Genomic DNA, 23,676 nt, shown 5'->3' with positions numbered 1-23,676 from the left:
CCCATGTACCGCCCACGCGGTGGTGCGGCGCGGGACAGCCGCGCGACCGTGAACAGAGCAGGTGCCGATGCCCCTGCCGCGGAGCCGTCGGGCGCTCCGAGCCGTCGGGCGGCCCGGCTCAGCCCTTGACCGCGGAGCTGGCGACGCCTTGGACGAACCAGCGTTGGAAGAAGACGAAGATGATCAGGACGGGCAGGACGAGCAGGACGCCGAAGGCGAGGGTCTGGCCGTAGTCCGGGGGCAGTTGGGCCTGGAAGACGCTCATCTCCAGAGGCAGGGGCCGGACCGAGGGGTCGGAGACCATCAGGACCGGCCACAGGAAGGAGCCCCACTGGGTGAGGAAGGTCAGGATCGCGACGGAGGCGAAGGCCGGCTTCGACATGGGGACGATGATGGCGAAGAAGGTGCGCCAGGGGCCCGCGCCGTCGAGGCGGGCGGCTTCCTCGATGCTCGGCGGGATCGAGCGGAAGAACGTGTGGAACTGGTACACGGAGAAGGCGTTGGCGATGAACGGGAGCGCCAGGATGTAGAGGGTGTTGCGCTGGTCGTTGAACAGGTAGAACAGCGGGACCGCCACCGACTCGAACGGGATCAGCATCAGCAGCAGGATGAGCGAGAAGACGGCGTTGCGGCCGCGCCATCGCAGGCGTGACAGTCCGTACGCGGCCATCGAGTTGACGAAGAGGCCGCCGGTGACGACGACGAAGGCCAGCACCAACGAGATGCCCATGAAGCGCCAGAAGTAGCCGGTGCTGTCGGAGTTGAGGCTGCTGAGGACGGCCGCGTAGTTGTCGAAGGACAGGTGGGTGGGCAGGAAGCCGGACAGGCCGTCCAGGACTTCGTCCGAGGGCTTGAGGCTGCCGATGAACAGGTAGATGGCGGGCAGCGCGAAGACGAAGGCCAACACGCTGAGGACGGCGTAGTCGAGGAAGCGGCGCATGGGTGTGCGGGTCAGGCCGCCCGTGTGCGTACTCATGGTCAGTCCTCGTTGTCGGGCCGGACGACGCGGCGCTGGATGAGGGTCAGGGCGACGACGATCAGGAAGAAGACGACGGTGATCGCGGCTGCCTGGCCGATGTTGTTCTGGTCGAAGGCGGTGGTGACGGCCTGGTACATCACGGTGCGGGTGGCGTCCTCGTCGAGGCCGCCACCGCGGATCAGGACGTAGACCTGGTCGAAGACGCGGAAGGAGAGGACCGAGGTGAGCATGACGACGAAGACGAGGGTGCCGCGGATGCCGGGCAGGGTGACGTGCCGGAACTGCTGCCAGCGGGAGGCCCGGTCGAGTTCCGCGGCTTCGTAGAGCTCGCCCGGGATCTGCTGGAGCCCGGCGAGGAGGATGACCATCTGGAAGCCGACGCCCTGCCAGATGGACAGCACGATGATCGAGGCCATCGCGGTGAGGCCGTCGCCGAGCCAGTCGAAGGCACCCCAGTTGCCGAAACTCGCCGCGTCCAGCGCGGAGTTGAGCATGCCCTGGTCGCTGCGGGCGAGGATCAGCCGCCAGATCACCGCGACCAGCGCCATCGGGAAGACCACCGGCATGAAGAAGAAGGAGCGGAACAGGCCGATCGCCTTGAGCTTGCGGTTGAGCAGGATCGCCAGGCCGAGGGCGAGTCCTGTCTGGAGGGGGACGACGACCACGGCGAAGGTCAGGTTGTTCAGCAGGGCCCTGAGGAACGGGCCGGAGAGGTCGGGGTCGGTGAACAGCCGCCGGTACTGCTCGACGCCGAAGAAGGTGGGCTCCAGCGGGGAGCCGAGGCGCACGTTGTAGAAGGAGAGGACGACGGCGTAGCAGAAGGGGATGCCGACGAAGGCTATGAGTCCGGCGACGGCGGGCGTGGACATGAGCAGTCCGTGCAGCCAGTCGCGATTCTTGCGCACGGCGCGCGCGGGACGCGCGGGCTTGGCGGAGGTCACGGGTGGGGCCTTCTCCCGGGCTTCGGGCGCGGGGCGCGCGGGCTTCACGGATGTCACGGGGGTCCTGTTCCTGACGGGGCGGGCGGGGCGGGCACCGCGCCCGCCCCGGCCGATGGGTCCTACGGGATCTCGTAGCCGGCGTTGTCGGAGAAGTCCTGGTCGATGGCGCGGGCCGCCTTCGACAGGGCGTCCTCGGGGTCGGCGCCGCCGTATATGGAGTTCAGAGCCTCACCGAACTTCGCGGTGACGGTGGGATATCCGGCGGTCACGGGGCGGGTGACGGCGACGCAGGAGGAGGTGATGTCGCTGTCGCCGCAGGGCTTGGCGAGCTGGTCGGCGAAGAGCTGGAGCGGGCCGCCCTGCTTGTACAGCTCGCTCGCGGCGAGAGCCGTCTTGGTGGCGGGCGGGGCGCCGTTGGCCTTCGTCATGGCGGCGACGTTGGTGTCGTTGAGCAGATAGTCCATGAAGGCGCCGGCGGCCTTGGCGTTCTTGGTGTCCGCGCCGATGCCCCAGGCCCACGAACCCTGGCCGGTCTTGGGTCCGTTGCCGAAGTCGGGCAGCGGCAGTACGACCAGGTCGTCGCCGAGGGCCTCACCGTAGGTGGGGTACATCCAGTGCCCGACCCAGCTGAGCGCCACCCGGCTCTTGGCGAAGGCGTTGCCGTCGGTGTTGGGGTCCACGTACGTCTTCCAGGACTGGAGGGTCTTCAGCGCGGACACCGACTTCGGCGAGTCGAGGGCGCCTTCGGCCTTGCCGTCCTTGAGCAGGGCGCCGCCGGCCGACCAGACGACCGGGGCGAAGCCGTAGGTGCCCCACTCGGTGGCGAATCCGTTGCCCTCCTGGACGTCGAGGACCTTTCCGTCGGAGTCCTCGGCCTTGAGCGCCTTGAGCGCGGCCGTGAACTCCTCCACCGTCCAGGCGTCGTCCAGAGTGGTCGGGTACTTCACGCCGGCGGCGTCCAGCAGCTTCTTGTTGCCGTAGATCCCGAGGCCGGAGTCGTACATGCCCAGGCCGTAGTGCTTGTCACCGATCTCGCCCTGCGACTTGCTCGCGTCGGTGGCGTTGTCCATCGTCTTGGCGGAGACGTAGTCGTCGACCGCGGCGAGCTTCTTGTTGTAGACGAAGTTCGCCATGGTCGGGCCGTCGAACTCCAGCACGTCCGGCAGCTTGGAGGCGTCGGTCGTGGTGATCGTCTTGGTGTAGTCGTTGCCGGGCAGCAGCTTCAGCTCGACCTTGATCTTGCTCTGTGAGGAGTTGAACGACTTCACCGCGGCCTGCAGGGCGGCGTCCTCGCTCTTCTGCCCCTGGTGGGCCCAGACGCTGATGGTGCCCGTGCCGCTGCCCGCCTCCGCGGAGGCGTCGGTGCCGCCGCCCCCGCCGCAGGCGGCCAGTGCCGCCAGGGGCAGGACGAGAGCCAGGCCCGTACTTGCTGTGCGGCGGTACTTTCTGCTGGTCGAGCGCATGATCTGTGCCTCCGTGCTGTGGCGAGGGTTCATGGTGCGGGGAGCTTTCGCGGCGTGGGGGTGTGGGCTGTGGGGGTGTGGGGGTGTGGGGCTCGATGGAGGGGGGTCACTGGGGCCCGCGGGGACGGGGTGGGGCGGTGGTCTCGCGCAGGACGAGGCGAATGGGCATCTGCACCTGTTCGGCGGGGCGCTCGCCGGCAGGTTCGTCGAGCTGGCGCAGCAGCAGGCGGGCGGCCTCGGCGCCCTGTTCGGCGACCGGCTGGGCGACGGTGGTCAGCCCCAGCACGTCGGCGAGTTCGTGGTCGTCGAAGCCGACCACGGACACGTCGTCCGGGACCTTCAGCCGGTGACGGCGCAGGGCGCGCAGCGCGCCCATCGCCATCTCGTCGGACTGGGCGAACACCGCGGTCGGCGGCCGCGAGGCGGCCAGTAGTTCCGTCATGGCCCGCTCGCCGCCGTCGACGGTGTAGTCGCCGTCGGCCTCCAGGGCCGGGTCGTGCGCGATCCCGGCGTCGGCCAGGACGTCCAGGTAGGCGTTGCGGCGTTCGACGGGGGTGGTCCAGTGCTGCGGCCCGCTGGTCCCACTGATCATGCCGATGCGGCGGTGGCCGAGGTTCACCAGATGCCGTACGGCGCTCTCGGTGCCGGCCCGGTCGTCGATGCCGACGACGGTGAAGCCGGGCCGGGTTCCGCCGACCGTGGTGGCCAGCGGCACCCCCAGTGAGCGCAGTGCGGCGGACTCCTCCTCGTCGGGGATGAGGAGGGTCAGCACCGCGTCCACCCGCTTGCGGACCGGCAGCTTGGTGAAGAAACGCTTGCGTGTCTCCGGCGAGCCGAGGTTGTACAGCAGCACGTCGTACCCGGCGGAGCTGAACACCTTCTCGGCCGCGTCCAGCACCGTGCCGAAGAACCAGCGGCCCACGTAGGGGACGACCACGCCGATGGTGTAAGTGCGGCCGCTGGCCAGGCTGGAGGCGGAGCGGGACGCGGTGTAGCCGAGCTGGGTGGCGACGGCCGCGATCCGGTCCCGCACCTCGTCGGAGACGCCCGGCCGGCCGCGCAGGGCGCGGGACACGGTGGACGCGGAGACGCCGACCGCCCGGGCGACGTCGTTGATGCTGGCCGTCACGGCTCAGTTCCTCCCGTTGAATTCACGTCGGTGTGATCTGTGGGTGACGTGACCGTAAACCCGACCTCCTTGTTGCGCAAGCGTTTGCGTTCATATTTACTTGGGCCGACTTCCGAGTGAGTCCGTTTTGATCGATGGTCAGCGCACGCGTTTGGCGCTGTGAGCCGACAGGAACCGCCCATGCGATACGCCCCGCCCGGACTGTGCGTGAACGACTTCGCCCTGCTGCGGGACGAGGACGGTACATACACGGTGCTGCACCTGCAGGGGCCCTGGACGGCCGAGTTCGACCACCTGCGGATGGAGACCTCGTACGGCCGGGCCACCTCCACCGACCTGGTCGGCTGGCAGCCGCAGGGGCCGGCCTTCGGGGTCGGGCTGCCCGGCCGCTTCGACCAGCAGGCGGTGTGGACCATGCACCCCGTCCGGCACGGCGACGGAATGGCGATGTTCTACACCGGGGTGTCCGGGCTGACGCCGGACGGCTGGCCGCTCCAGTCCGTCGGCCTGGCGTACTCCGATCGCACGGACGGCACCGGCTGGCGGCGCCACGGCACGTCGCCGGTCGTCGAGGCGGACCCGCGCTGGTATCGCACCGGCGAGCAGATGGGCTGGCGGGACCCCTTCGTCGTACGCGACGACGAGTCCGACGGCTGGGTGATGGTGGTCTGCGCCAACGACGCCGCGCTCCCCGTCGAGGCCGGCGGCTGCGTCGCCTGGGCCACCTCCGACGACCTGGAGCACTGGACCGTCCATCCGCCACTGATCTCACCCGGCGACGTGGACGAGTTGGAGTGCCCGGTCCTGGAACGCCTCGACGACGGCACCTGGCTGCTGCTCGGGTCCATCGGCGCGACCCGCGGCTTCGAGGCGTGGACTGCCCCGCGCCTGCGGGGCCCCTGGACCCGGCGCGGCCCGCTCGGTCCGACCGGCTCCTACGCCCCCCGCGTCATCGCCGCGCCCGACGGCTCCCGCGTCGTCCTGCACACCACTCCCCGCCAGGTCGGGCTGACCGACACCGGCGAACGCTGCCGCGGCATGCTCGCCCAGCCCAAGTCCCTGGTCGTGGAGGGTGACTTCGCGCCACGTCTGGAATGGTGGCCCGGCCTGGACACCTGGCTCGGCGAGGAAACCGAACAGCCCACCCTGCACGCGCTCGGCGACATCGACGTCACCGGACCCGTCGAGATCACCCTCCGCACGCGCACCCCGGACGACGGCCGCGCCGCCCTCGCCGTCGGCTGCGACGGCAAGAACCTGTGGATCACGGGCCCCGACGGCACCCGACTCGGCGAGACCGTCCTGACCGAACCCGCTTCCACCCTGCGTGTCCTCACCGTCGGCGAATACGTCGAGGTCTACGCCGACAACGTCTTCGTCCTCACGGCCCTGTGCTATTCCGGTCACCCCGCCCCGTGGACAGCCGTCACCGAAGGGCACAGCCGTACGATTCCGGTACGCCCGATCCGGCTGCCCGACCCCCACCGCGACGACGCCTCCGCCATCTGGCCCGGCCCCACATCCCGATGACCAGCGGGGGTCCGGGCAGGGGCCCCTCGCACGGAAGCCCCGACGGCACGGCAGGCCCACTCCGCACCACCCCATCACGCATACGATGACGCCGAAACAGGTTCCGGCGCGCGTAGGGGCGCATCGGCCGCTGAGAGGGTGACCGTTCCATGGCTTCGGCGACACCACCCGTCCCGGGCAGTCCTGACTGGTGGGCGAGCCGGCCGTCGGCTCCCGCCCATCGGCGCGGCCGCCCCCCGATGGACGTCGACCGGATCATCGAGACGGCCTTGCGACTCATCGACGAGGTCGGGGCCCAGGCGCTGACACTGCGGATGCTCGCCGACGCCCTGGACTCCGGCACGGCAACGCTCTACCGGCACTTCAACGGCAAGGACGAACTGCTCGCTCTGGTCGCCGACAGAGTCCTGGGCGAGGTCCGGGTCCCGCCCGAGGGGTCGGCCGACAGGTCCTGGCGGGAGGCGGCCACGGTCGCGGCGGAGGCTTTCCACGCCACCTTGTGCCGACACCCCCGTGCGGTGCCGTTGCTGGCGGCCCAGGTTCCCGTCGGCCCCAACGGTCTGCGCGCCAGGGAGCGGCTCCTCACGCTGTTCCTGAGCCACGGGTTCTCGGTCGGCCTGGCCGCCCGCGCCTACACCGCGCTGGGGCACTACGTGACGGGCTTCGCCATCCAGCAGTACGGTCCCGGCACTCCCCGTCCCGAGGACCAGACGCAGCTGCGGGGTTACTACCGTTCCCTGGACCCGGCCGCCTACCCGTCCACGACAGCGGCGGTCGACGACCTCACCTCCGTACCGCTTCACGAGGAGTTCCGGTTCGGCCTGGAGCTGCTCCTCGACGGTCTGGAGCAGGCCAGACTCAGGGAGTCTCCGGTGCGCGGCGACGCCGTCGGGCACTGACCCCGTCAGCTCACGCGGTCCCCCTCGTCAAGCCCCCGCGTCTGTCCGGGCAGCCGTCGAGGCGCGTCCCGGCGCGGGCGCTGGGACGCGCCTCGACGGCGCGCGCGGGCGCTGGCACCCGCGGGCGCTGGCACCCGCGGGCGCCGGGACGCGCGGGCGCCGGGACGCGCGTGTGCTTCTGGACCAGACGGCCGAGAGCCGGAAGCGAACGGGGGCACGGCTACGCGGCTCGATGCCCTCGTGGGCGGGTCGCCCAGCAGGTCGTCCAGCGGGCCGCCCGGCAGGTCGCCCAGCGGGCCGCCGCCTGCGCGGTGAGCCCGAAGGCCGCCGCCCAGCCGTACTCGGCGCCGCTCGGGCCGACGAGCGGCGTGGCGGCTCAGCCGAGCGGGATCGGCGCCTCCAGGCCCGGCTCGACCTGCGTGTCCGCGCTGTTGAGGAGTCCGGCCGGCATGACGTAGTGACCGGCCGGCATCACCGCTTCGACCGCCCCCTTCGTTCCGTACCGCGTTCGTTCCGTACCGCGTTCGTTCCGTACCGCGCGGACGGGCCCGCCCACTGCTGTGCGGTGAGCCGACTGGTGGCCGGCAGGGTGTCCACGGCGGCCAGCAGCTCCGCGTCCTGACGCTCCCAGCCGCCGAGGTCGTCCGACCCGCACGGCATCGCCCGGTCGGGCCGACGATTCCGGCGAGGCCGGCCGAAGCGTCAGCCGGCCGGAGTCGGCCCCGTGAGCGAGCGACGGCCGTTCCTCCGCACCGTCAGCCGGCGACCAGAACAGGGCGGGGGCCCGCAGGAGCCGTCCACGCCTCGCCGACGCGGGAGAGTGGGTAGGCCTGCGCGTCCACCTTCACGTCGCCGTCGGCGATGAGCTGGAGGTAGGCGGCGACCTGAACGAAGTAGCGGCGCATGTCGAAGGACCCGATGCCGCTGCCACTGAGACGGAAGGGGCGACTGCGCAGCAGTGCGGCGGGCACGGCGGCCTGTTCGCCGGCGGCGGAGCCGATCTCCACGTAGCTGGTGGCGTGCGCGCCGGGAATCTCCGCCAGTGCCTCGAAGGCGGCCTCGGCGACGCCACCCCAGAGGAAGTCCAGCACGAGGTCGGGCGCGTGGCCGTCGAGGGCCGCACCGATGACCGCCGCGTCCACGCCCTGGTCGCCGACGATCTCGACGATCTCGGCACCGAGCCCCGCCACCCGCTTGAGGTCGTCCATGCCACGGCCGACGCCGATCACACGCCGCACGCCCAGCGCCAAGGCGTTCTGCACGGCGAGACCGCCGGCCGCTCCGGTCACCCCGAGGATCATCACCGTGTCCGGTGTGCCGAGCTCGTCGGCGTGGGCGGTCAGCGGCATCCAGGACGACATGCCCGGGTTCATGCCCGCCGCCACCGCGACAGGGTCGGCGCCGTCCGGCAGCGGCAGGGCCAGGGTGACCGCCATCCGCTCGGCGAAGGTGCCCCAGGGCTCCTCGATGTCGCCGGTGTACACCAGCGTGCCGTCGGCGGTGCGGGCCACCGCGTCGACGCCCGGCACCAGCGGATAGCGCCCGGTGCTGCTGTAGTGCCTGCCGGACGCCTTGGCCCGCACGATGGGGTGGATCGCCGACGCGACCAGGTCGACGATCTGCCGGCCCTCGCCGACCTCCGGGTCCGCGAAGTCGAGGCGTTCGGGGGCCGCACCCGCCGTCGTCACTACTGCTGCCTTCATCGCTGTTCTCCCTGTCTCTGGAACCGCACCGCGCTCCGCGGTGGCTCCGGACTGTGAAACCCATGCCGAAACCGGTGATCGGGACCAGCGGCGCCCGACTTTTCGGATACAAGGTATCCATAATTTTCCCCGATCTCCAATCCCCCTCGCGGTCCGCGCGGGCATCGGACGAAATCCCGCGGAGCGGCGCGAGGGGGTGGGAGGGAAGGGAATCCCCGTCGCACAGGCCGGTCACCACACGACCACTGCGCCGCCCGGCCTCCCTGATGGTCACAACAGCCCCGTGAGCGTGTCGTGGGCGGCGTCGGGGCGGGCCGGCGTGGTGACGGTGATCCGCGGCGTGTCAGCCCAGTGGCCGAGGGGCTGCCCGTTCGAGGGAAGGGACTCTTCCGCACCGGCCGAGCCAGCAGGCCGCTGGGTGAAATGGCGGGAGGCGGCCAGGAGAAGCAGCGCCAAACGGTCGCCTCGTCGGGGGCCCACCCGATCAGCACCAGCGTGGCGGCGGCCGTCAGCACGGCCCCGCGCGTGGTGGCGACGGGACCGGCACGGCGGATCGCGGCCAGACCCAGGAAGCTGCCGCCCCCTGCCGTCAGCGCCGCCGCGACCATCAGGGCAAGTGGTCAGGAGCGGGGCCGGTTCCAGGCGTTCGGTGACGGCGGGGACGGTCGTGTAGACGGCGGCGACGGACACCCCTTGTGCGGCGAACGCGAGGGTCGCGACCTTCGGGCGCCGGTCCTGGAGACCGGGTGCCCGCCCCCGCCCGGGCTGGAGCGTCAAAGGACATGCTCTGTCGCGCCTTCATTTCCTGTGTGCGCCGGAGTGACCGGTCGAGGAGCAGCGAGTCGCATGTCGGATGTCGAATGCGGTGCGGGTTGCGAAAACCGTAGCCGGGCGCCGAAGGCGGGCTCAGGACGTGAGGGGCCGTGCAGGGGACTTTGGGGGCCAGCGGGCGCGACCGGTGACGCCCGTTGCCTACGGTGGTCGCCGAGGAGAAAGTGAGTGCGATGTCCCTTGCCCCCGGCCCGGCGGATCCGCCCGGGACCAGCCGCAGCACGTCGGCGACGATCCAGCCGAACATCCTGCGCTATCTCGTCGTGGTCGCCGACGAACTCGGCGTCGATCTGCGGCCCCTGCTGAAGCAGATGGGTCTGGACGAGACGGTCATGCGCTCAGCCGCTCTGCGGGTGTCGTACCGGCAGGGCAGCGCGGTCATCCGTCGTGCGTTGGAGCTCACCGGGGACGAGCGCCTGGGGCTGAGGGTCGGCGCGGCGCAGCATCTGACCGCGTGGGGACTGCTCGGCTTCGCCCTGATGGCCGACGACACGCTCCAGCACGCCATCGAGACCGGGGTGACGTACCAGAACCTGTCCGGGGCGATGGTGGTGTGGTCGGCCGCTGCGGGCGAGGAGGACGACGCCTTCGTCCTGCGCGCCGATCTTCCCGATCCCGCCATGGACCCGGCCGTGGCCTCCTTCCTGAGCGAGGAGGCGTTCGCCTCCGTGGTCACCCTGTCCCGACTGGCCGTCGGCCCGGCCTTCACACCGAGAGCGGTGGAGTTCTCCTTTCCGCCACCGCGCCAACTCGACCTGCACGGCGCCCTGTTCGACTGTCCGGTCCGCTTCGGCGCCCCCGCCAACCGCATGGTCATCGACCCCGCGTGGGCCCGTGCCCGGATGCCCGGCCGGGATCCGGTCAGCTACGCGTCGACGCGGGAGCTGCTCGACGCGCAGCTGGCTTCCCGCCGTGACCAGCAGGATCTGCTGGAGGTGCTGGAGATCTCCGTCGCGCAGAGCCTCCCGGTGGTGCCTTCGTTCGGCGAGCAGGCGCGGCGGCACGCGACGAGCGAGCGGACGCTGCGCCGCCGGCTGGCCGACTGCGGCACGACGTACGAGGCACTCGTCGAGGGAGTGCGCCGGGAACGTGTCGAACAGCTGTTGCTCCGCCCGGAACCGACCCTGCGCGACATCGCCCGCCGGGCGGGATTCTCCGACGAACGGGCGCTGCGGCGCGCGGTACGCCGCTGGCACGGTACCTCTCCGGTCCAGCTGCGGGAGCGGATGCGTTCGGATCGCCTCTGAGGGCTCGCCTCTGAGGGCGGGGTCAGCGGGTGCGGATCCAGATCGTCTTCTGCCGGGTCCACTGGTCGAAGGCGTCGGTGGATTTCTCCGCTCCGCCGAATCCCGACTGCTTCCAGCCGCCGAACGGGGTGGTGATGTCACCCTCGCTGTAGGCGTTGACGGAGACCACGCCGGCCTCGATGCCGCGGGCCAGCCGCAGCGCGGTGTCGAGGTCGCGGGTCCAGACCGAGGCGGCGAGACCGTACTCGGTGGCGTTGGCCCCGCGTACCGCCTCGTCCTCGGAGGTGAAGGTCTGGAGGGTCACGACGGGACCGAACAACTCCTTGGTGAGGACGTCGCTGCCGTCGGGGGCTCGGGTGATCACGGTGGGCGGGTAGTACGCGCCGCGCGAAGGCAGGCCGTGGGGCAGCCCCCCGGTGTGGATCTGGGCTCCGCCGGCCCGGGCGGCCTCCACGGCCCCCGCCACCCGGTCGAAGGCGGCGTGGTCGATGAGGGGCCCCAGCCGCGTGCGCGGGTCGGCAGGATCGCCGATGACGAGGTCGTGCGCCGCGGCGGTGAACCGCTCCAGGACCTCCTCGGCGATACTGCGGTGCACCAGAACCCGGGAGCCGGCCGTGCAGTTCTGCCCCATCGTCAGGAACGCGGCCTCGATCATGTGGTCGATGAGCTCGTCGCCGTAGGAGAGCGCGTCGGCCATCAGCACCTGGGGGCTCTTGCCGCCCATCTCCAGCGAGACACGCTTGAAGTTGCTGTCGGCGGCGTCCTTGAGGATGCGGCGGCCGGTCGCGGTGGACCCGGTGAAGGAGAGCGCCCCCACGAGGGGGTTGCGGGCGAGGGCCGCGCCGGCTTCCCCGCCGTATCCGGGCAGCACCGTGAGCACCCCGTCGGGCAGGCCGGCCTCGGCGGCGAGGGTGGCCAGGTGCAGGGCCGAGCGTGGGGTCGCCTCGGCGGGCTTGACCAGCAGGCAGTTGCCTGCGGCCAGGGCCGGTCCGACCTTCCACGCGGTCATGGCCAGTGGGTAATTCCACGGCAGGATCGCCGCGACGACCCCGACCGGTTCGCGGCTCATGAGACCGAGACCGTCGGGCCCGCTCGGCGCGATGCGGCCGAAGACCTTGTCGGCCGCCTCGGCGAACCAGCGGATCGACTCGACGGCCCCCGGTACGTCGCCCGTACGGCACTCCGTGATCGGCTTGCCCGCGTCCTCGCTGTCCAGCCGGGCGAGGATCTCCGCGTCGCGTTCCATGAGGTCGGCCAGCCGCAGCAGCACCGCGCCGCGTTCCCGGACCGGCAGCCGCGACCACACCCCGGAGTCGTGGACCTGCCGGGCCTGCTCGGCGGCCTTGGCGACGTCGTCGGCGCTCGCGGCGGGCAGGGTGGTGATCGGCTCCCCGGTGGCGGGGTTGACGACGTGCAGCGTCTCGTTCGTGGTCATGCTTCCTCCACCAGCTCCCAGCGCCCGTCGGTCCGGCGGGCCAGGCCCCGTCGGCGGAGTTCCTCCAGATAGCGGGCCATGCCGCGGTCACCGCGCTTGCGGAACAGCGGGAAGACCCGGGGCAGCAGGTTCGGCACGAGCATCGCGCACCGCACCAGACGGGACTCGCCGGGCCGGGGGTAGGCCTCCAGCCGGGGCTTGTCCAGCAGGCTCACCACGGCCGCGACGACGTCGGCGGGTTGCTGGGGCGGGTCCTGGAACTGCATCGAGTTCCCGCCGTCCACGGCTTCCTGGCGCAGCATCCGGGTGTCGGTCGCCGACGGGAGCACCGACCCGGCCAGAATGCCCTTGCTCCTCAGATCGAGCCCGATGGCGAGCATCGCGCCCCGCAACCCGAACTTGGAAGCGGTGTAGATCGGGGTCTCGCCCAGCGGGAGGATCCCGCCGAGGGAGACCGTGGTGACCACCCGGGCGTCCCGGGCAGCCAGGAGAAGGGGGATGGCGATCCGGGTCGCGACCAGCGGGGAGGTCAGATTGAGGGTGATCTCCCGCTCGATGCTCTCGACGCTGCGGACGTCGAAGCGTTCCGCGCTGGTCATGCCCACGTTGTTGACGAGTACGTCGAGGCGACCGTGGTCATCGGCGACCATCTCGAACAGCCGCTCCACCTGGGCGCGGTCCGTCAGATCGCAACCGATGCCCGTGTGACCGGCGCCCGGAAGGTCCGCCGCCACCTTCATGGCGCGGATCGCGTCGATGTCGACGACTACGCAACGGGCACCGCCGGAGGCGAAGCGACGGCACAGCGCGCTGCCGATGCCGCCCGCGCCGCCGGTCACCAGCATGACCTTGTCGGTGAAGTCGAACCCGCTCATGCCGTCACCTCCGCGCGCCGCGGGGACCGCACGGGCGGCGGCTGGCCCTCGGTGCGCCAGCCCATCTCGCCCGCGACCTTGCCCAGGTACTTCACGAAGGCCCCACTGTCGACGTAGCCGGTGTGGCGGGGTGAGTCGACGAATCTCAGCCCGCCGGTCAGGTCCGGGCGGTCGGCGCGGATCATGCGGGCGAACCGCTCCGCGTTCGGCAGCCGGTGCCGCGCGTCGTGGATGTACCCGGCGATCAACTGCGCCTGGGAGTCGAAGAGCTGGTACGCACCGGAGTTGGTCTCGATGAAACCGATGCCGAACAGGCCCTCGTGTTCGCGCGAGAACGACGACAGATACAGGTCCGGATGCTGCTCGTCGCCGAAGTACCGCTGTGCGACCGGCACTTTGTGGACGTAGCCCGTGGCCAGCAGGACGAGATCGAAGTCGTCGCTCGTGCCGTCGGTGAAGTGGACGGTCCTGCCCTCGGTGCGGGCGATCCCGGGTTTGGCGGTGATGTCCCCGTGCTGGAGGTGGTGGATCAGCATGGAGTTGATGGCCGGGTGGGTCTCGAACAGCTTGTGGTCCGGCTTCGGCAGCCCCAGCCGCGTCGGGTCGCCGTTGATGATCCGCAGGAGAGCGCCGAAGACCCGCTGCGCCAGCCACATCGGCAGGTGGGGCCCGCTGTTGGCGATGGTGTCCACCGGCCGGCCGAACAGGTGCTTGGGGATGAACCAGTACCCGCGCCGCATGCTGATCACCGCGTGGTCCGCGGTCCGGGCCGCGTCGCAGGCTATGTCGCAGCCGGAGTTCCCCGCGCCCACGACCAGGACGCGCTTGCCCCGCAGCTCCTCCGCGCTGCGATAGCCGACGGTGTGCCGGATCTCCCCGCTGAACTCCCCCGGCAGTTCGGGGATGTTGGGGTGCCACTGCGAGCCCGTGCACACGACGACCTGTCCGTGCGTGCTTTCCCGCCCGTCGGCCCGGGTGACCGTCCACGTGCCGTCCGCGTTCTTCTCCACGCTCACGACGTCGACGCCGGTCTCGATGCGGTCCGTCAGCCCGTAGGTGTCGGCGAAGGACCGCAGGTAGGACAGGATCTGCCGGTGCGGCGGGTAGTCGGCGAAGTGGTCGGGCATCGGGAAGCCGCCGAAGCCCGACAGGGTTTTGCTGGAGATGAAATGGGCCGACTCGTACATCGGGCTGCCGGGGTTGTCGATGTCCCAGATACCGCCGGGCGCGGTGTGCCGCTCCAGATGCGTGTACGGCAGATTCCGCTCCGCCAGGGCCCTGGCGACCGCCAGCCCGGCAGGTCCCGCCCCGATCACGCACGTATCCAACTGGCTTTCCTTCACGGGCCTGCCTCCTCGTTCGTCCCGCTGCACGGGTCTTGGAGGAAACGTATGCAGGTGCCGTTCGGCGGGAACTGACCCGCGCGGCCACGGACCGGACCTCAGCGGCCGCGTCGGCACGAGACCGGACCTCAGCGGCCGCGTCGGCACGACGCAGGTCTGCGCGAAGTCCGGCTCGTTCGGACGACTTGTTCACAGGACCAAGTCAGTAGGATGCGGTCATGGCTCACGTTTCCGCGGCCGAGCGCCGCCCTCAGCTGATCAAAGCGGCCATCGACTTCATGACGAGGGAAGGGGTCGCGGCCGGGAGCACCCGCGCCATCGCCGCGGAGCTGGGGGTGGCCCAGGCCACGGTGCACTACACCTTCGGCACGAAGGAAGGGCTGTACCGCGCCGTCATGGAGCAGCTCACCCAGGATCTGATCACCCAGGTGGAGCAGGCCGCCCCGGCCGACGCCGGATTCGAGGAGACGGCCGCCACGCTGGCCTCCGCACTGTGGAGCACGGTGCGTGCGCAGCCCGCCAGCCATCAACTCCTCGCGGAACTGACCCACTTCGCGCTCCGCACCCCCGCGCTGAACGAGGCCCTGGAGAGTCACTACCGCCGGGTGATCGAGGTGACGGCGAGGCTGGTGACCGAGGCGGCCGAACGCACCGGCCGGCCCCTCGCCCAGCCCGCGGAGACGATCGCGCGGTTCTTCCTGGCCGGCTTCGACGGGCTCACCACGCAACGCCTGTCACTCCCCGACGAGGAGGCCGAGCACACCTGCCTCCAGGCCTTCGTGTCCGCGGTGGTGGCCATGGCCGGCGGTCGACTGGACCTGGTGTCCGTGCCGGCGAGCTGATTGGCCGGACCAGGGCGCACCCAGGCAGGCACGGGTGCGCCCTGCTGCGGCGCTCGGGCGATGAACGCCTGAGAAGGTCCATGAGCACGCCCGTTCTCCGCCGGGCGGAACCTTGCCGAACATGTCGCGGATCCAGTGATCCCGCTCGCAGCCGACCCGGGCCGCGCAGGCCGTCCGCCGCCGGATCGGCGTACCGAGTACGGCCATGAGCTTCACAGGCGTGCCGAAGAGCGGCCGCTGCCGGTCCAGCCGGCCACGCCGCCGCCGGGGACACCCTGCAGGCTGCTTGGCCGACGCGGGCGGCACATACATGGGCGCCCCCGAAGAACCGCCCGGCCGCACCGCCGCGTGCGCAGCCCCTCCGACCCATGCCCATCGGCCCGGTACGCACCGTCGGCCGGTCTCGGCCGCCCCCACCAGTACCGCACCGATCGACGACGCCGACCTCTCGGCCCCCGTGCCCGTCGACGGCTTGCGTGCCCCGCGTGCTGGGCGGCACCCAGAAGACGCTGTCACTCGACAAGGTCGATCGATTTCATCATCCGTGAATGGCCTGTGACCTGGACTTCCCGCAACCATTCCACCTCTCGATGTCGAATGACTCGGTCGTTCGACTTGAGCAGCTGATAAAGTCGCCCTATCGATCGAGGCTCCGTCGGCATCGGCCTGTTCACCCTGACCGGAGGCCGACCGGAGTCACCTCCTCTTCCCCTTCCCCCGCCCGTGTCCACGCCCGGGCCGGGAGATCCCCACCGTCCCAGGGAGTTCGTCATGGCCGTCCTGCTCCATCGGCTGGGCCTCAGCGCCTACCGGCACCGCAAGCTCGTCCTGGGCATATGGCTCTTCGTCCTGGCCGCGCTCATCACCTGCGTCAGCGTCTTCAGCGGCAAACTCGACGACCGCTTCGCGGTGCCCGGCACCGAGTCGCAGCGTGCGCTGGACAGCCTGAGCAAGACCCTCCCGGAAGCATCCGGCGCGAGTGCCCAGATCGTCTTCACCGCCCCCAAGGGCCACCAGGTCACCGAAGCCCGCTACGCCGCAGCCATCGCCCGGACCGTGACGGAGGCCGAGAAGGCTCCTCAGGTCGGCGAAGTCGTCGACCCGCGCGCCTCCGGCGCCGTCTCGGCCGACCGGACCACGGCGATCGTCCAGATCCAGTACCCCGTGCAGAACGCACAGGTCCGTGCCTCGTCGGTGGACGCGATCGAGAACGCGGCCGAGGCGGCGGAGCGGGACGGGCTGAAGACCTGGGTGGGCGGGTCCGTCTACAGCAGCAAAGGCGTCCACGTCGGCCCGTCGGAGATCATCGGCGTGGCCGTGGCCCTGCTCGTGCTCGTCATCACGTTCGGTTCAATGCTGGCCGCCGGCATGGCGCTGCTGCCCGCACTGATCGGCGTGGCGGTCGGCCTGGCCGGGCTGCTCGCTCTCACTCCCGCGGTCGGCATCTCGTCCACGGCCGTCACGCTCGCCCTCATGCTGGGCCTGGCCGTCGGCATCGACTACGTCCTGTTCATCCTCTCGCGCCACCGACAGCAGCTGGCCCGCGGCACCGACCCGAGGGAATCCATCGCGCTGGCCACCGGCACGGCCGGAAGCGCCGTGGTCTTCGCCGGCGCCACCGTGATCATCGCGCTCGCCGCGCTGAGCGTCATCGGCATCCCGTTCCTGACCACGATGGGTCTCGGGGCCGCCGGAGCCGTCCTCATCGCCGTTCTGGCCGCGATCACCCTCGTCCCCGCCGTCGCGGGATTCGCCGGCTCCCGTCTCACCCCCAGGCCCGGCAGCCGCACCGCCCGGCGGACCGCCGACACCGAAGGCTCCACCGGTCACACCACCATGGGCACCCGCTGGACCAAGTGGGTCATCGCCAAGCCGCTGCTGACAGTGCTGGCCGTGGCGGGCATCCTGGTGACCCTCGCCCTGCCCGCCACGGACATGCGCCTGGCTCTTCCCGACAACGGCTCCGCCCCCCAGGCCTCCACCGAGCGCAAGGCCTACGACACGATCAGCGACGAGTTCGGTCCCGGCTACAACGGCCCGCTCCTCGTACTGGCCGAGACCGAGAACGGCACGGCTGCCGCGAGCGCACGGGCCGGCGCTCAGGTCGCACGGAAGCTGCAGACCCTCAAGAACGTCAAGGCCGTCCTGCCACCCCAGCCCACCAGCGACCCGGCACAGAGCGTCATCACCGTCCTGCCCGCCTCCGGCCCGGACAGCGTCCGCACCGGCCAACTCGTCCGTGACATCCGCGAGGCCGCGCCCGACCTCCGTGAAACCACCGGTGCCTCCGTCGCGGTCACCGGCACCACCGCCGTCAACATCGACGTCTCCAACCGACTCAGCGACTCGCTGCTGCCCTTCGTCGCCATCGTCGTCGGCCTCAGCCTGCTCCTGCTGATGATCGTCTTCCGGTCACTGGTCATCCCGGTCAAGGCCGCCGTCGGCTTCCTGCTCTCGGTGGGCGCCTCGCTCGGGCTGGTCGTCGCCGTCTTCCAGTGGGGCTGGCTGGCCGACATCCTGGACGTGCCCCACAGCGGCCCGGTCGTCAGCTTCCTGCCGATCATCCTGATCGGCGTGCTCTTCGGACTGGCCATGGACTACGAGGTGTTCCTCGTGTCCGGGATGCGCGAGGAATGGACCCACACCGGCCGGGCCCGCCAGTCGGTCGTCGACGGCGCCCGCCACAGCGTGCGGGTCGTCACCGCGGCCGCACTGATCATGTTCACCGTCTTCGCCGGGTTCTTCCCCCTGGACGACTCCCTGATCAAACCCATCGCGTTCGCCCTGGCCGTCGGCGTGGCCATCGACGCCTTCGCCGTGCGCATGACGCTCGTACCCGCGGTGCTCGCCCTCGCCGGGCGGGGCGCCTGGTGGCTGCCGGCCTGGCTGGACAGGATCCTGCCCGACCTCGACGTCGAAGGGACCAGCCTGCAGAAGGCTCCGGCGACGGACCAGAAGGAACCCCAGCTCGTTTCCTGAGTCGTCGAATGTCTCGGGTGGGCTCGCGACGCCGACGGGGTCGCGAGCCCACCCCTTACCTTTGCGTCGCTACCTTTGCGTCGCTCCGCGATCGGGCTCGCCGACGACCTGGCCGGCGAAGCCACCGGGTCGCCGACCGGCTCCCCGCCGTAGCTCACCACCCCGGTCGGTGTCCGAGCGGAGTCCGACCGGCCGTCGCGTTTCCCGATGTCCTGAATCTGCAAGCGGCCAGGTCCGCCACGGGAAAGACGGCACCGATCCCTCTGGGATTCACTCCGGGAAGTCCGCGACGAAGGAGGCCGTCACATGCCCGACACGCCCACCGGAGAGTTCTGGAAGGACCTCAGGCCGATCGAGAACTCCTTGCGCCCCGATGCCCTCCCCGAGGTCTACCTGTCCAAGGTGGCCACGGACGACGACCGCTACTACGTGCCGTTCACCGAGACCGTCGGCTCCCGCCCCCTGTGGATCAACGTCAAGGACAACAGCTGGGCCGACATCCTGCGGGCCAAGGAGGCGGGGCTGGTCAACCGGCACTACCACCCGCACGAGGTGTTCGCGTACACGATCTCCGGCAAGTGGGGCTATCTGGAGCGGCCCTGGACGGCTACTGCGGGCGACTTCGTCTACGAGGCGCCGGGCGAGGGCCACACGCTGGTCGCCTATGACAGCGACGAGCCGATGAAGGCGTTCTTCATCGTCAAGGGCCCGCTCGTCTGGCTGGACGAGAACGGTGAGCCCGACGGCTTCTTCGACGTGCACGACTACATCAAGATGTGCCGCGAGCACTACGAGAAGGTCGGGATCGGCGCCGACTACGTCAACTCCCTGTTCCGCTGAGCCATGGCGATCAGCCGCCCGAGCCGTCGAGGGCAGCCGGCCACGACACCCATTCCTGTCCCACCCGCGCCGCCCCGACGGCGCGAACTCCCGGGACGCACTGAAGAAGGCAGGGCCGTATGAGGGCAGCGGTCTGGTACGGGGCCAAGGACATCCGCGTCGAGAACGTGCCCATGACGCCGCCCGGGCCCGGCGAGGTGACGATCGAGGTCGCCTACTGCGGGATCTGCGGCAGTGACCTGCACGAGTACGCCGACGGCCCGCACGCCGTTCCCGTGGGCGACCCGCATCCGGAGTCCGGCGTGGCCGCCCCGCTCATCCTGGGGCACGAGTTCTGCGGCACCGTCACCCGGGTGGGCGGCGGTGTCACCGCTGTCGCCCCGGGCGACCGGGTGGCGGTGGAGCCGCACTACCGGTGCGGCAGCTGCCCGCGGTGCCTCGCGGGGGAATACAACATCTGCCGGCATTTCGGGTTCGCGGGTCTGATGGGGCACGGCGGGCTGGCCGAGCACGCCACCGTGCCCGCGTACATGCTGCACGTACTGCCCGAGCGGGTCTCCCTGGAGCAGGCGGCGGTGTTCGAGCCGGCCGCCGTCGCCCTGCACGCGGTGCGGCGGGCCGGGATCCGCCCCGGCGAGACCGTCGCCGTCCTGGGTCTGGGCCCGATCGGGCTGCTCGTGACCCAGTTCGCGGCCCGGTACGGCGCCGGGCGCGTCGTGGCCGCCGACCGGTCCGCGGCCCGCCGCGTGGCGGCGCTGCGCCGGGGAGCCGCCGAGACCGGGGCGGACCTCACGGACGTGGTCGGTGGCGAGGGAGCGGATGTCGTGTTCGAGGCGGTCGGCTCGGAGGACACCCTGCGTGCCTGTCTGGCCGCCACCCGGCGGGGCGGGCGGGTGATGTTCCTCGGCCTGGCCGGCACGGTCCGCCTGGACGCCTTCGCCCTGGTGAACCACGAGCAGACGATCATGACCAGCGTGGGATATCGCGACGTCTATCCCGAGCTGATCCGCATGGTGGCGGAGGACGGCGTGGACCTGGCGGGGATCGTCACGTCCACCATTTCTCTGGAGCACGTCGTACGTGACGGATTCGAGGCGCTGCTGCGCGGCGAGGAGCAGGTGAAAGTGCTGGTACGACCAAGGGAGCGGCGTCCGTGAGCGGCGAGTTCGCGGGGCGGCGGGCGTTCGTGACCGGTGGCACCTCGGGGATCGGCGCGGCCACGGCCGTCCTCCTCGCCGAGCTGGGCGCCGAGGTGACCGCGCTCGGCCTGGCACCGGCCGACCCCGGCGACCTGCCCGACCACGCCCGCGTCCGCGTCGTGGAGCACGACGTGCTCGACCGCGCCGGGCTGACCGGTCTGCTGTCCGCGCACCAGCCGCTGGACGCCCTGGTGAACTGCGCGGGCGTCAGCCACGACCGCGAGGAGTACGACCTCGCCCGCTGGCAGCGGGTCATCGAGATCAACCTCACCGCCACCATGGCCGCCTGCCAGGCCGCCCGCCCGGCCCTGGCCGAGAACGGCGGCACCATCGTGAACGTCTCGTCCATGTTCGCCTTCTCCGGCAGCAGGGACCGGCCCGCCTACAGCGCGAGCAAGGGCGGCGTGTCCCAGCTCACGAAGTCGCTGGCCGCCGAGTACGCCGCCGACGGCATCAGGGTCAACGCCGTCGCGCCCGGCTTCGTGGTCACCCCGCTGGCGCGGGGGGTGCTCGACGACCCCGAGGCCACGGCCCGGGTACTGGCCCGTATCCCGGCCGGGCGCCTCGGGCAGCCGCACGAGGTCGCCTCGGTGGTGGCGTTCCTGTGCTCCCCGGCGGCCTCGTACGTCACCGGCGCGGTCGTCCCGGTGGACGGAGGCTATCTGGCCGTGTGACCCATCACCTAGGCTGAGCCCCCTGACATGGACGCACATGGGAGGTCACGTGTCCGCCCCCTCCGTGATCTCCCGGGCCACCACCGAGCACATCGCACCCGCCGAGCGCATCCACTACTGGGAGGACTACAACCGCAAGGCTCTGGTGGGCCTGTCCTGCACCTCCTACTCCGAGCAGGGTCTGCTGGCCAGGCAGACCAACATCGAGCTGGGCGCACTGCGTCTCGCCGAGATCGCCGGCAACGCCCACGCCATCGAACGCAGCCCGCAGACCGTCAGGTCGGCGCCCAAGGACTCGGTGTTCGCGACACTCCTGCTCAAGGGAGAGGCGGCGTTCCTGCACGAGAACGGCTGCCTCGCGGCCGCCGCGGGCGAACTGTTCGTCTACGACACGCGAAGGCCGTATCTCTTCGGTTTCTCCTCGTCGATGCGCCAGATCCTGGTGGACGTGCCGCGTGACATGTTCGCGCAAGCGTGCCTGGGAGGCGGGCTGCCCGGGCCGATGCTGTTCGGGCGGGGCACGGCACGGGAGGGCGCGCTCGTGGCCGCGCTGGGTTCCCACCTCACGGGGCTGACCTCGTCGCGTGGCGGGCCGCACGACCCCGCCGACGCCGTGGGGGCCGTACTCGACCTGCTCAGGCAGCTCACCGGGGAGCGTACGGGAGGAAGTCCGGGGTCCGACGCCTACCGGTCGCAGCTCATGGTGGCCGAGAACTACATCGACCGGCACCTGCACGACCCCGGTCTCGGAGCCGCGCAGGTGGCCGGCGTCATGGGCATCTCGGTACGGCACCTGGGGCGGATCTTCGCATCGACCGGCAGGTCTCCGGCACGGCACATCACGGAACGTCGCCTGGTCAGGGCGCATCAGGAACTCACCGGGCCCGGAGCGCCGTCGGCCAGGATCGCCGATGTCGCGCACCGGTGGGGGTTCTCCAGCCAGGCCCACTTCGCCCGTCTCTTCCGCTCCAGGTTCGGCCTCACCCCGAGCGAGGCCCGCGCGGAGACGACGCGGTAGCGCACACGGACGACGCGGTTCGAGCAGTCGCCGCGAACGACATCCGGGTGGGGACCTCGACCGCGTCGACCGTGGCCAGGCAGAGGGCGAACAGGAACACATGCCACAGCCGTACCGCCCCGCCGAGGTCCGGCACGGCGAGCGCGAGCGCGCAGCCGCCGGAGACGAGGTTGCACACCATCAGCGACCGGCGCCTGTCGTACCGGTCGGCGATCCGGCCGCCGTAGAGCGTGAGCAGCAGCATCGGAGCGAACTGCGCGGCGGTGACCGCTCCCGGAGCCGAACGCGAAGAGCCGGACGTTACGGACCGACAGCGAGCGGAAGGCTGTCCTGAGCACACCGGGCATGCTCAGGAGACCACCGCGGGCGGCAGGGGGCGGACGGCACGCGGTGGAGTGAGGGTGGTTTCGCGGGAGGTCAGGCAGTCTTCGAGGAAGGCGAGGGCGCGCAGATGGTAGGGGCGGGCGGCCCAGCCGAGACTGATGTTGTGCCCGGCCTCCGGCTGACGGTCGACGCTCACGCGCGGGGCGGCCGTGAAGTGTGCGGCCAGATCGGTGAGGGCCTCGTCGTCATGGCGCCACCAGGCCTCGTGTTCGGCGAAGGTCATCCGTACGGGCACGCGGACGCGGGGCGCGGTGTCACGGAAGAGCAGCGGCCAGCGGGCCAGCTCGGCCCGTTCCAGGGCGGGCACGGGCTCGACGATCGAGCCGCTGGCCCTGAAGGTGCCCGATGGGTAGAGGCGCAGCGGCCCCCAGCTTCTGCGCAGTCGGCCCCCGTCGTCGTGGACGGTGGGCAGTTCGTGCGGCTCCACGGCGTACAGGTGGCCGCAGCCGGAGATGTCCGTCCCCAGCAGGTGCGGCAGACCAGGGTCCGCGGCGGCGGTGAGTGCCACCTTGCCGCCATAGGAGTGGGCGAGCAGGAACAGGCCCGCGCCGGTGTCGTGGCGAGAGGTGAAGTCGTGCAGAGCCGCGCGCAGCGAGGCGGCCTGCTCCGCCAGGTCCTGGCCCTGGGGCAGCAGGGCGGCGGAGTGCCGGTAGCCCGGCCGGTCCACGGCCAGGACGGTGTAGCCGAGGTCCGCTCCCAGCGTCAGCAGCGACTGCCGGGGGTGGGCCCGGCAGTCGAAGTAGCCCGCGTTCATGCCGCCGCCGTGCACGGCGACGACGACGGCGCGCGCGGAGCCGCCGGGCGGCTCGCTGATCAGTGCCGACAGCGGTAGCCCCGCGGCGTCGAGGGTGATCCGGCGCACCCCGCGCGAGGATGCGTGGGCCGGTCGGGTCATGGTCGGTCTCCTCGGGGTGGTGGTCTCGGCGTCAGCGGGCCAGGGGTGCGGTGAACGCCGGCGCCGCGTCCGGGCGGGGTCCGTTCGATGCTCGGTAGGAGGTCGGCCGGGGGTCGGTCTGTGCCTGGGTGCCGACGGCCCGCAGCACCCCGGCGGCCGGCGCGCTGCCCGAACGGCCGGTCTCCGGGTCCAGCGGACCCCGGACGACGGCCGCCAGGCACCCCGGCAGGAGGCCTCGCCCGGAGGTCTCGCCCGCCCCGGGGGCTCGGCCACGACATCCGCGGACCGTACCGCCAAGGCTCTCCCCTCCGACCGGTGTCCGCACCCGCGCCGCCACGGGTGACCAACGGGACGCCGGCCTGGTCCCACATCTGTTCCCGCGCCCGACCGGTGCGTTCCCGAAGCAGCGCGGCCTCGTACTCACGGGTGAACGGAAGGCGTGAGCCCCTCCCCTGGATGGCGGGTCCACG

General features: G+C 71.2%; 21 protein-coding genes. 9 read left to right on the top strand and 12 right to left on the bottom strand.

All coding sequences use genetic code 11. From position 1 onward, the window contains the following. Nucleotides 1-118: 118 nt before the first annotated feature. From OG202_RS45080 to OG202_RS45065, 4 genes are all read right to left on the bottom strand, one after another. The gene (locus OG202_RS45080) at nucleotides 119-976 is read right to left on the bottom strand and encodes a carbohydrate ABC transporter permease (RefSeq protein WP_326573792.1); all 858 of its coding nucleotides are present in this window, start codon (nucleotides 974-976) and stop codon (nucleotides 119-121) included. Between the two features lie 2 nt (nucleotides 977-978). Beyond that, nucleotides 979-1,977, bottom strand: coding sequence for a carbohydrate ABC transporter permease (locus tag OG202_RS45075; protein ID WP_326573794.1), 999 nt, complete (start codon nucleotides 1,975-1,977; stop codon nucleotides 979-981). Nucleotides 1,978-2,039: 62 nt separating this feature from the next. Beyond that, the gene (locus OG202_RS45070; RefSeq protein WP_328224596.1) at nucleotides 2,040-3,383 is read right to left on the bottom strand and encodes an ABC transporter substrate-binding protein; all 1,344 of its coding nucleotides are present in this window, start codon (nucleotides 3,381-3,383) and stop codon (nucleotides 2,040-2,042) included. A 106-nt stretch (nucleotides 3,384-3,489) separates the two neighbouring features. Then, on the bottom strand, nucleotides 3,490-4,512 hold the full coding sequence (locus OG202_RS45065; RefSeq protein ID WP_326573797.1) for a LacI family DNA-binding transcriptional regulator: 1,023 nt from the start codon (nucleotides 4,510-4,512) through the stop codon (nucleotides 3,490-3,492). Nucleotides 4,513-4,692: 180 nt separating this feature from the next. On the opposite strand from OG202_RS45065, the gene OG202_RS45060 reads away from it, so the two are divergent. Together OG202_RS45060 and OG202_RS45055 are read left to right on the top strand one after the other, a co-directional pair. Beyond that, the gene (locus tag OG202_RS45060; protein ID WP_328224595.1) at nucleotides 4,693-6,042 is read left to right on the top strand and encodes a mucin-1; all 1,350 of its coding nucleotides are present in this window, start codon (nucleotides 4,693-4,695) and stop codon (nucleotides 6,040-6,042) included. A gap of 149 nt (nucleotides 6,043-6,191) precedes the next feature. Then, entirely contained in the window at nucleotides 6,192-6,941 is a 750-nt protein-coding gene (locus tag OG202_RS45055) for a TetR/AcrR family transcriptional regulator (RefSeq protein ID WP_326573801.1), read from the top strand. 471 nt (nucleotides 6,942-7,412) lie between these two features. On the opposite strand, the gene OG202_RS45050 is transcribed toward OG202_RS45055, so the two are convergent. From OG202_RS45050 to OG202_RS45040, 3 genes are all read right to left on the bottom strand, one after another. Further along, nucleotides 7,413-7,601, bottom strand: coding sequence for a hypothetical protein (locus OG202_RS45050; protein WP_328224594.1), 189 nt, complete (start codon nucleotides 7,599-7,601; stop codon nucleotides 7,413-7,415). 95 nt (nucleotides 7,602-7,696) lie between these two features. Beyond that, a complete protein-coding gene (locus OG202_RS45045; protein WP_327726332.1) occupies nucleotides 7,697-8,644 on the bottom strand; it encodes a zinc-binding alcohol dehydrogenase family protein in 948 nt (315 codons plus the stop codon). Between the two features lie 270 nt (nucleotides 8,645-8,914). Beyond that, on the bottom strand, nucleotides 8,915-9,100 hold the full coding sequence (locus tag OG202_RS45040; protein WP_327726333.1) for a hypothetical protein: 186 nt from the start codon (nucleotides 9,098-9,100) through the stop codon (nucleotides 8,915-8,917). Between the two features lie 548 nt (nucleotides 9,101-9,648). Here OG202_RS45040 and OG202_RS45035 point away from each other — a divergent pair. Further along, nucleotides 9,649-10,722: an AraC family transcriptional regulator gene (locus OG202_RS45035; protein ID WP_327726334.1), complete on the top strand. Its 1,074-nt coding sequence runs from the start codon at nucleotides 9,649-9,651 to the stop codon at nucleotides 10,720-10,722. 22 nt (nucleotides 10,723-10,744) lie between these two features. Here the strand turns inward: OG202_RS45035 and OG202_RS45030 are convergent, their stop codons facing one another. The 3 genes from OG202_RS45030 to OG202_RS45020 are packed head-to-tail and all read right to left on the bottom strand — an operon-like array spanning nucleotide 10,745 to nucleotide 14,375. After that, nucleotides 10,745-12,157 (bottom strand): aldehyde dehydrogenase family protein, encoded by a 1,413-nt coding sequence (locus tag OG202_RS45030; RefSeq protein WP_326573809.1) that lies wholly within the window; start codon nucleotides 12,155-12,157, stop codon nucleotides 10,745-10,747. Next, a complete protein-coding gene (locus OG202_RS45025) occupies nucleotides 12,154-13,032 on the bottom strand; it encodes an SDR family NAD(P)-dependent oxidoreductase (protein WP_326573811.1) in 879 nt (292 codons plus the stop codon). Before OG202_RS45025 ends, OG202_RS45030 begins: the two co-directional genes overlap by 4 nt. Next, complete coding sequence (locus OG202_RS45020) at nucleotides 13,029-14,375, bottom strand: flavin-containing monooxygenase (RefSeq protein ID WP_327726335.1); 1,347 nt, start codon at nucleotides 14,373-14,375, stop codon at nucleotides 13,029-13,031. Before OG202_RS45020 ends, OG202_RS45025 begins: the two co-directional genes overlap by 4 nt. A 218-nt stretch (nucleotides 14,376-14,593) precedes the next feature. Here OG202_RS45020 and OG202_RS45015 point away from each other — a divergent pair, with 218 nt between their 5' ends. The 6 genes from OG202_RS45015 (at nucleotide 14,594) to OG202_RS44990 (ending at nucleotide 21,927) form a co-directional block, all read left to right on the top strand. After that, nucleotides 14,594-15,217 carry a TetR/AcrR family transcriptional regulator gene (locus OG202_RS45015; protein WP_327726336.1) on the top strand — a complete coding sequence of 208 codons (624 nt, stop codon included), beginning with the start codon at nucleotides 14,594-14,596 and terminating at the stop codon, nucleotides 15,215-15,217. A 771-nt stretch (nucleotides 15,218-15,988) separates the two neighbouring features. After that, nucleotides 15,989-18,196, top strand: a complete 2,208-nt coding sequence (locus OG202_RS45010) for an MMPL family transporter (RefSeq protein ID WP_327726337.1) — start codon at nucleotides 15,989-15,991, stop codon at nucleotides 18,194-18,196. Nucleotides 18,197-18,502: 306 nt separating this feature from the next. Continuing rightward, nucleotides 18,503-19,036 (top strand): 2,4'-dihydroxyacetophenone dioxygenase family protein, encoded by a 534-nt coding sequence (locus OG202_RS45005; protein WP_326573818.1) that lies wholly within the window; start codon nucleotides 18,503-18,505, stop codon nucleotides 19,034-19,036. A gap of 119 nt (nucleotides 19,037-19,155) precedes the next feature. After that, complete coding sequence (locus tag OG202_RS45000; protein ID WP_327726338.1) at nucleotides 19,156-20,193, top strand: alcohol dehydrogenase catalytic domain-containing protein; 1,038 nt, start codon at nucleotides 19,156-19,158, stop codon at nucleotides 20,191-20,193. Continuing rightward, nucleotides 20,190-20,909, top strand: coding sequence for an SDR family NAD(P)-dependent oxidoreductase (locus OG202_RS44995; RefSeq protein WP_327726339.1), 720 nt, complete (start codon nucleotides 20,190-20,192; stop codon nucleotides 20,907-20,909). Before OG202_RS45000 ends, OG202_RS44995 begins: the two co-directional genes overlap by 4 nt. A gap of 49 nt (nucleotides 20,910-20,958) precedes the next feature. Continuing rightward, nucleotides 20,959-21,927, top strand: coding sequence for a helix-turn-helix domain-containing protein (locus OG202_RS44990; RefSeq protein WP_327726340.1), 969 nt, complete (start codon nucleotides 20,959-20,961; stop codon nucleotides 21,925-21,927). On the opposite strand, the gene OG202_RS44985 is transcribed toward OG202_RS44990, so the two are convergent. Together OG202_RS44985 and OG202_RS44980 are read right to left on the bottom strand one after the other, a co-directional pair. After that, nucleotides 21,890-22,267 carry an MFS transporter gene (locus OG202_RS44985; protein WP_405895918.1) on the bottom strand — a complete coding sequence of 126 codons (378 nt, stop codon included), beginning with the start codon at nucleotides 22,265-22,267 and terminating at the stop codon, nucleotides 21,890-21,892. The genes OG202_RS44990 and OG202_RS44985 overlap by 38 nt on opposite strands. A 9-nt stretch (nucleotides 22,268-22,276) precedes the next feature. Then, the gene (locus OG202_RS44980) at nucleotides 22,277-23,206 is read right to left on the bottom strand and encodes an alpha/beta fold hydrolase (RefSeq protein WP_326573827.1); all 930 of its coding nucleotides are present in this window, start codon (nucleotides 23,204-23,206) and stop codon (nucleotides 22,277-22,279) included. Nucleotides 23,207-23,676: the final 470 nt, after the last annotated feature.

It is taken from the genome of Streptomyces sp. NBC_00310 (genome assembly GCF_036208085.1).
In the GTDB taxonomy this organism is placed as follows: domain Bacteria; phylum Actinomycetota; class Actinomycetes; order Streptomycetales; family Streptomycetaceae; genus Streptomyces.
The sequence above is the reverse complement of the archived record's forward strand: the minus strand, read 5'-3'. Positions and strand labels throughout refer to the sequence as shown.

What these genes read in the sequence shown, in the direction of transcription:
- OG202_RS45080 (WP_326573792.1), bottom strand. Translation starts at nt 976, where the DNA reads ATGAGTACGCACACGGGCGGCCTGACCCGCACACCCATGCGCCGCTTC.
- OG202_RS45070 (WP_328224596.1), bottom strand. Translation starts at nt 3,383, where the DNA reads ATGCGCTCGACCAGCAGAAAGTACCGCCGCACAGCAAGTACGGGCCTG.
- OG202_RS45060 (WP_328224595.1), top strand. Translation starts at nt 4,693, where the DNA reads ATGCGATACGCCCCGCCCGGACTGTGCGTGAACGACTTCGCCCTGCTG.
- OG202_RS45055 (WP_326573801.1), top strand. Translation starts at nt 6,192, where the DNA reads ATGGCTTCGGCGACACCACCCGTCCCGGGCAGTCCTGACTGGTGGGCG.
- OG202_RS45050 (WP_328224594.1), bottom strand. Translation starts at nt 7,601, where the DNA reads ATGCCGTGCGGGTCGGACGACCTCGGCGGCTGGGAGCGTCAGGACGCG.
- OG202_RS45045 (WP_327726332.1), bottom strand. Translation starts at nt 8,644, where the DNA reads ATGAAGGCAGCAGTAGTGACGACGGCGGGTGCGGCCCCCGAACGCCTC.
- OG202_RS45035 (WP_327726334.1), top strand. Translation starts at nt 9,649, where the DNA reads ATGTCCCTTGCCCCCGGCCCGGCGGATCCGCCCGGGACCAGCCGCAGC.
- OG202_RS45030 (WP_326573809.1), bottom strand. Translation starts at nt 12,157, where the DNA reads ATGACCACGAACGAGACGCTGCACGTCGTCAACCCCGCCACCGGGGAG.
- OG202_RS45025 (WP_326573811.1), bottom strand. Translation starts at nt 13,032, where the DNA reads ATGAGCGGGTTCGACTTCACCGACAAGGTCATGCTGGTGACCGGCGGC.
- OG202_RS45015 (WP_327726336.1), top strand. Translation starts at nt 14,594, where the DNA reads ATGGCTCACGTTTCCGCGGCCGAGCGCCGCCCTCAGCTGATCAAAGCG.
- OG202_RS45010 (WP_327726337.1), top strand. Translation starts at nt 15,989, where the DNA reads ATGGCCGTCCTGCTCCATCGGCTGGGCCTCAGCGCCTACCGGCACCGC.
- OG202_RS45005 (WP_326573818.1), top strand. Translation starts at nt 18,503, where the DNA reads ATGCCCGACACGCCCACCGGAGAGTTCTGGAAGGACCTCAGGCCGATC.
- OG202_RS45000 (WP_327726338.1), top strand. Translation starts at nt 19,156, where the DNA reads ATGAGGGCAGCGGTCTGGTACGGGGCCAAGGACATCCGCGTCGAGAAC.
- OG202_RS44980 (WP_326573827.1), bottom strand. Translation starts at nt 23,206, where the DNA reads ATGACCCGACCGGCCCACGCATCCTCGCGCGGGGTGCGCCGGATCACC.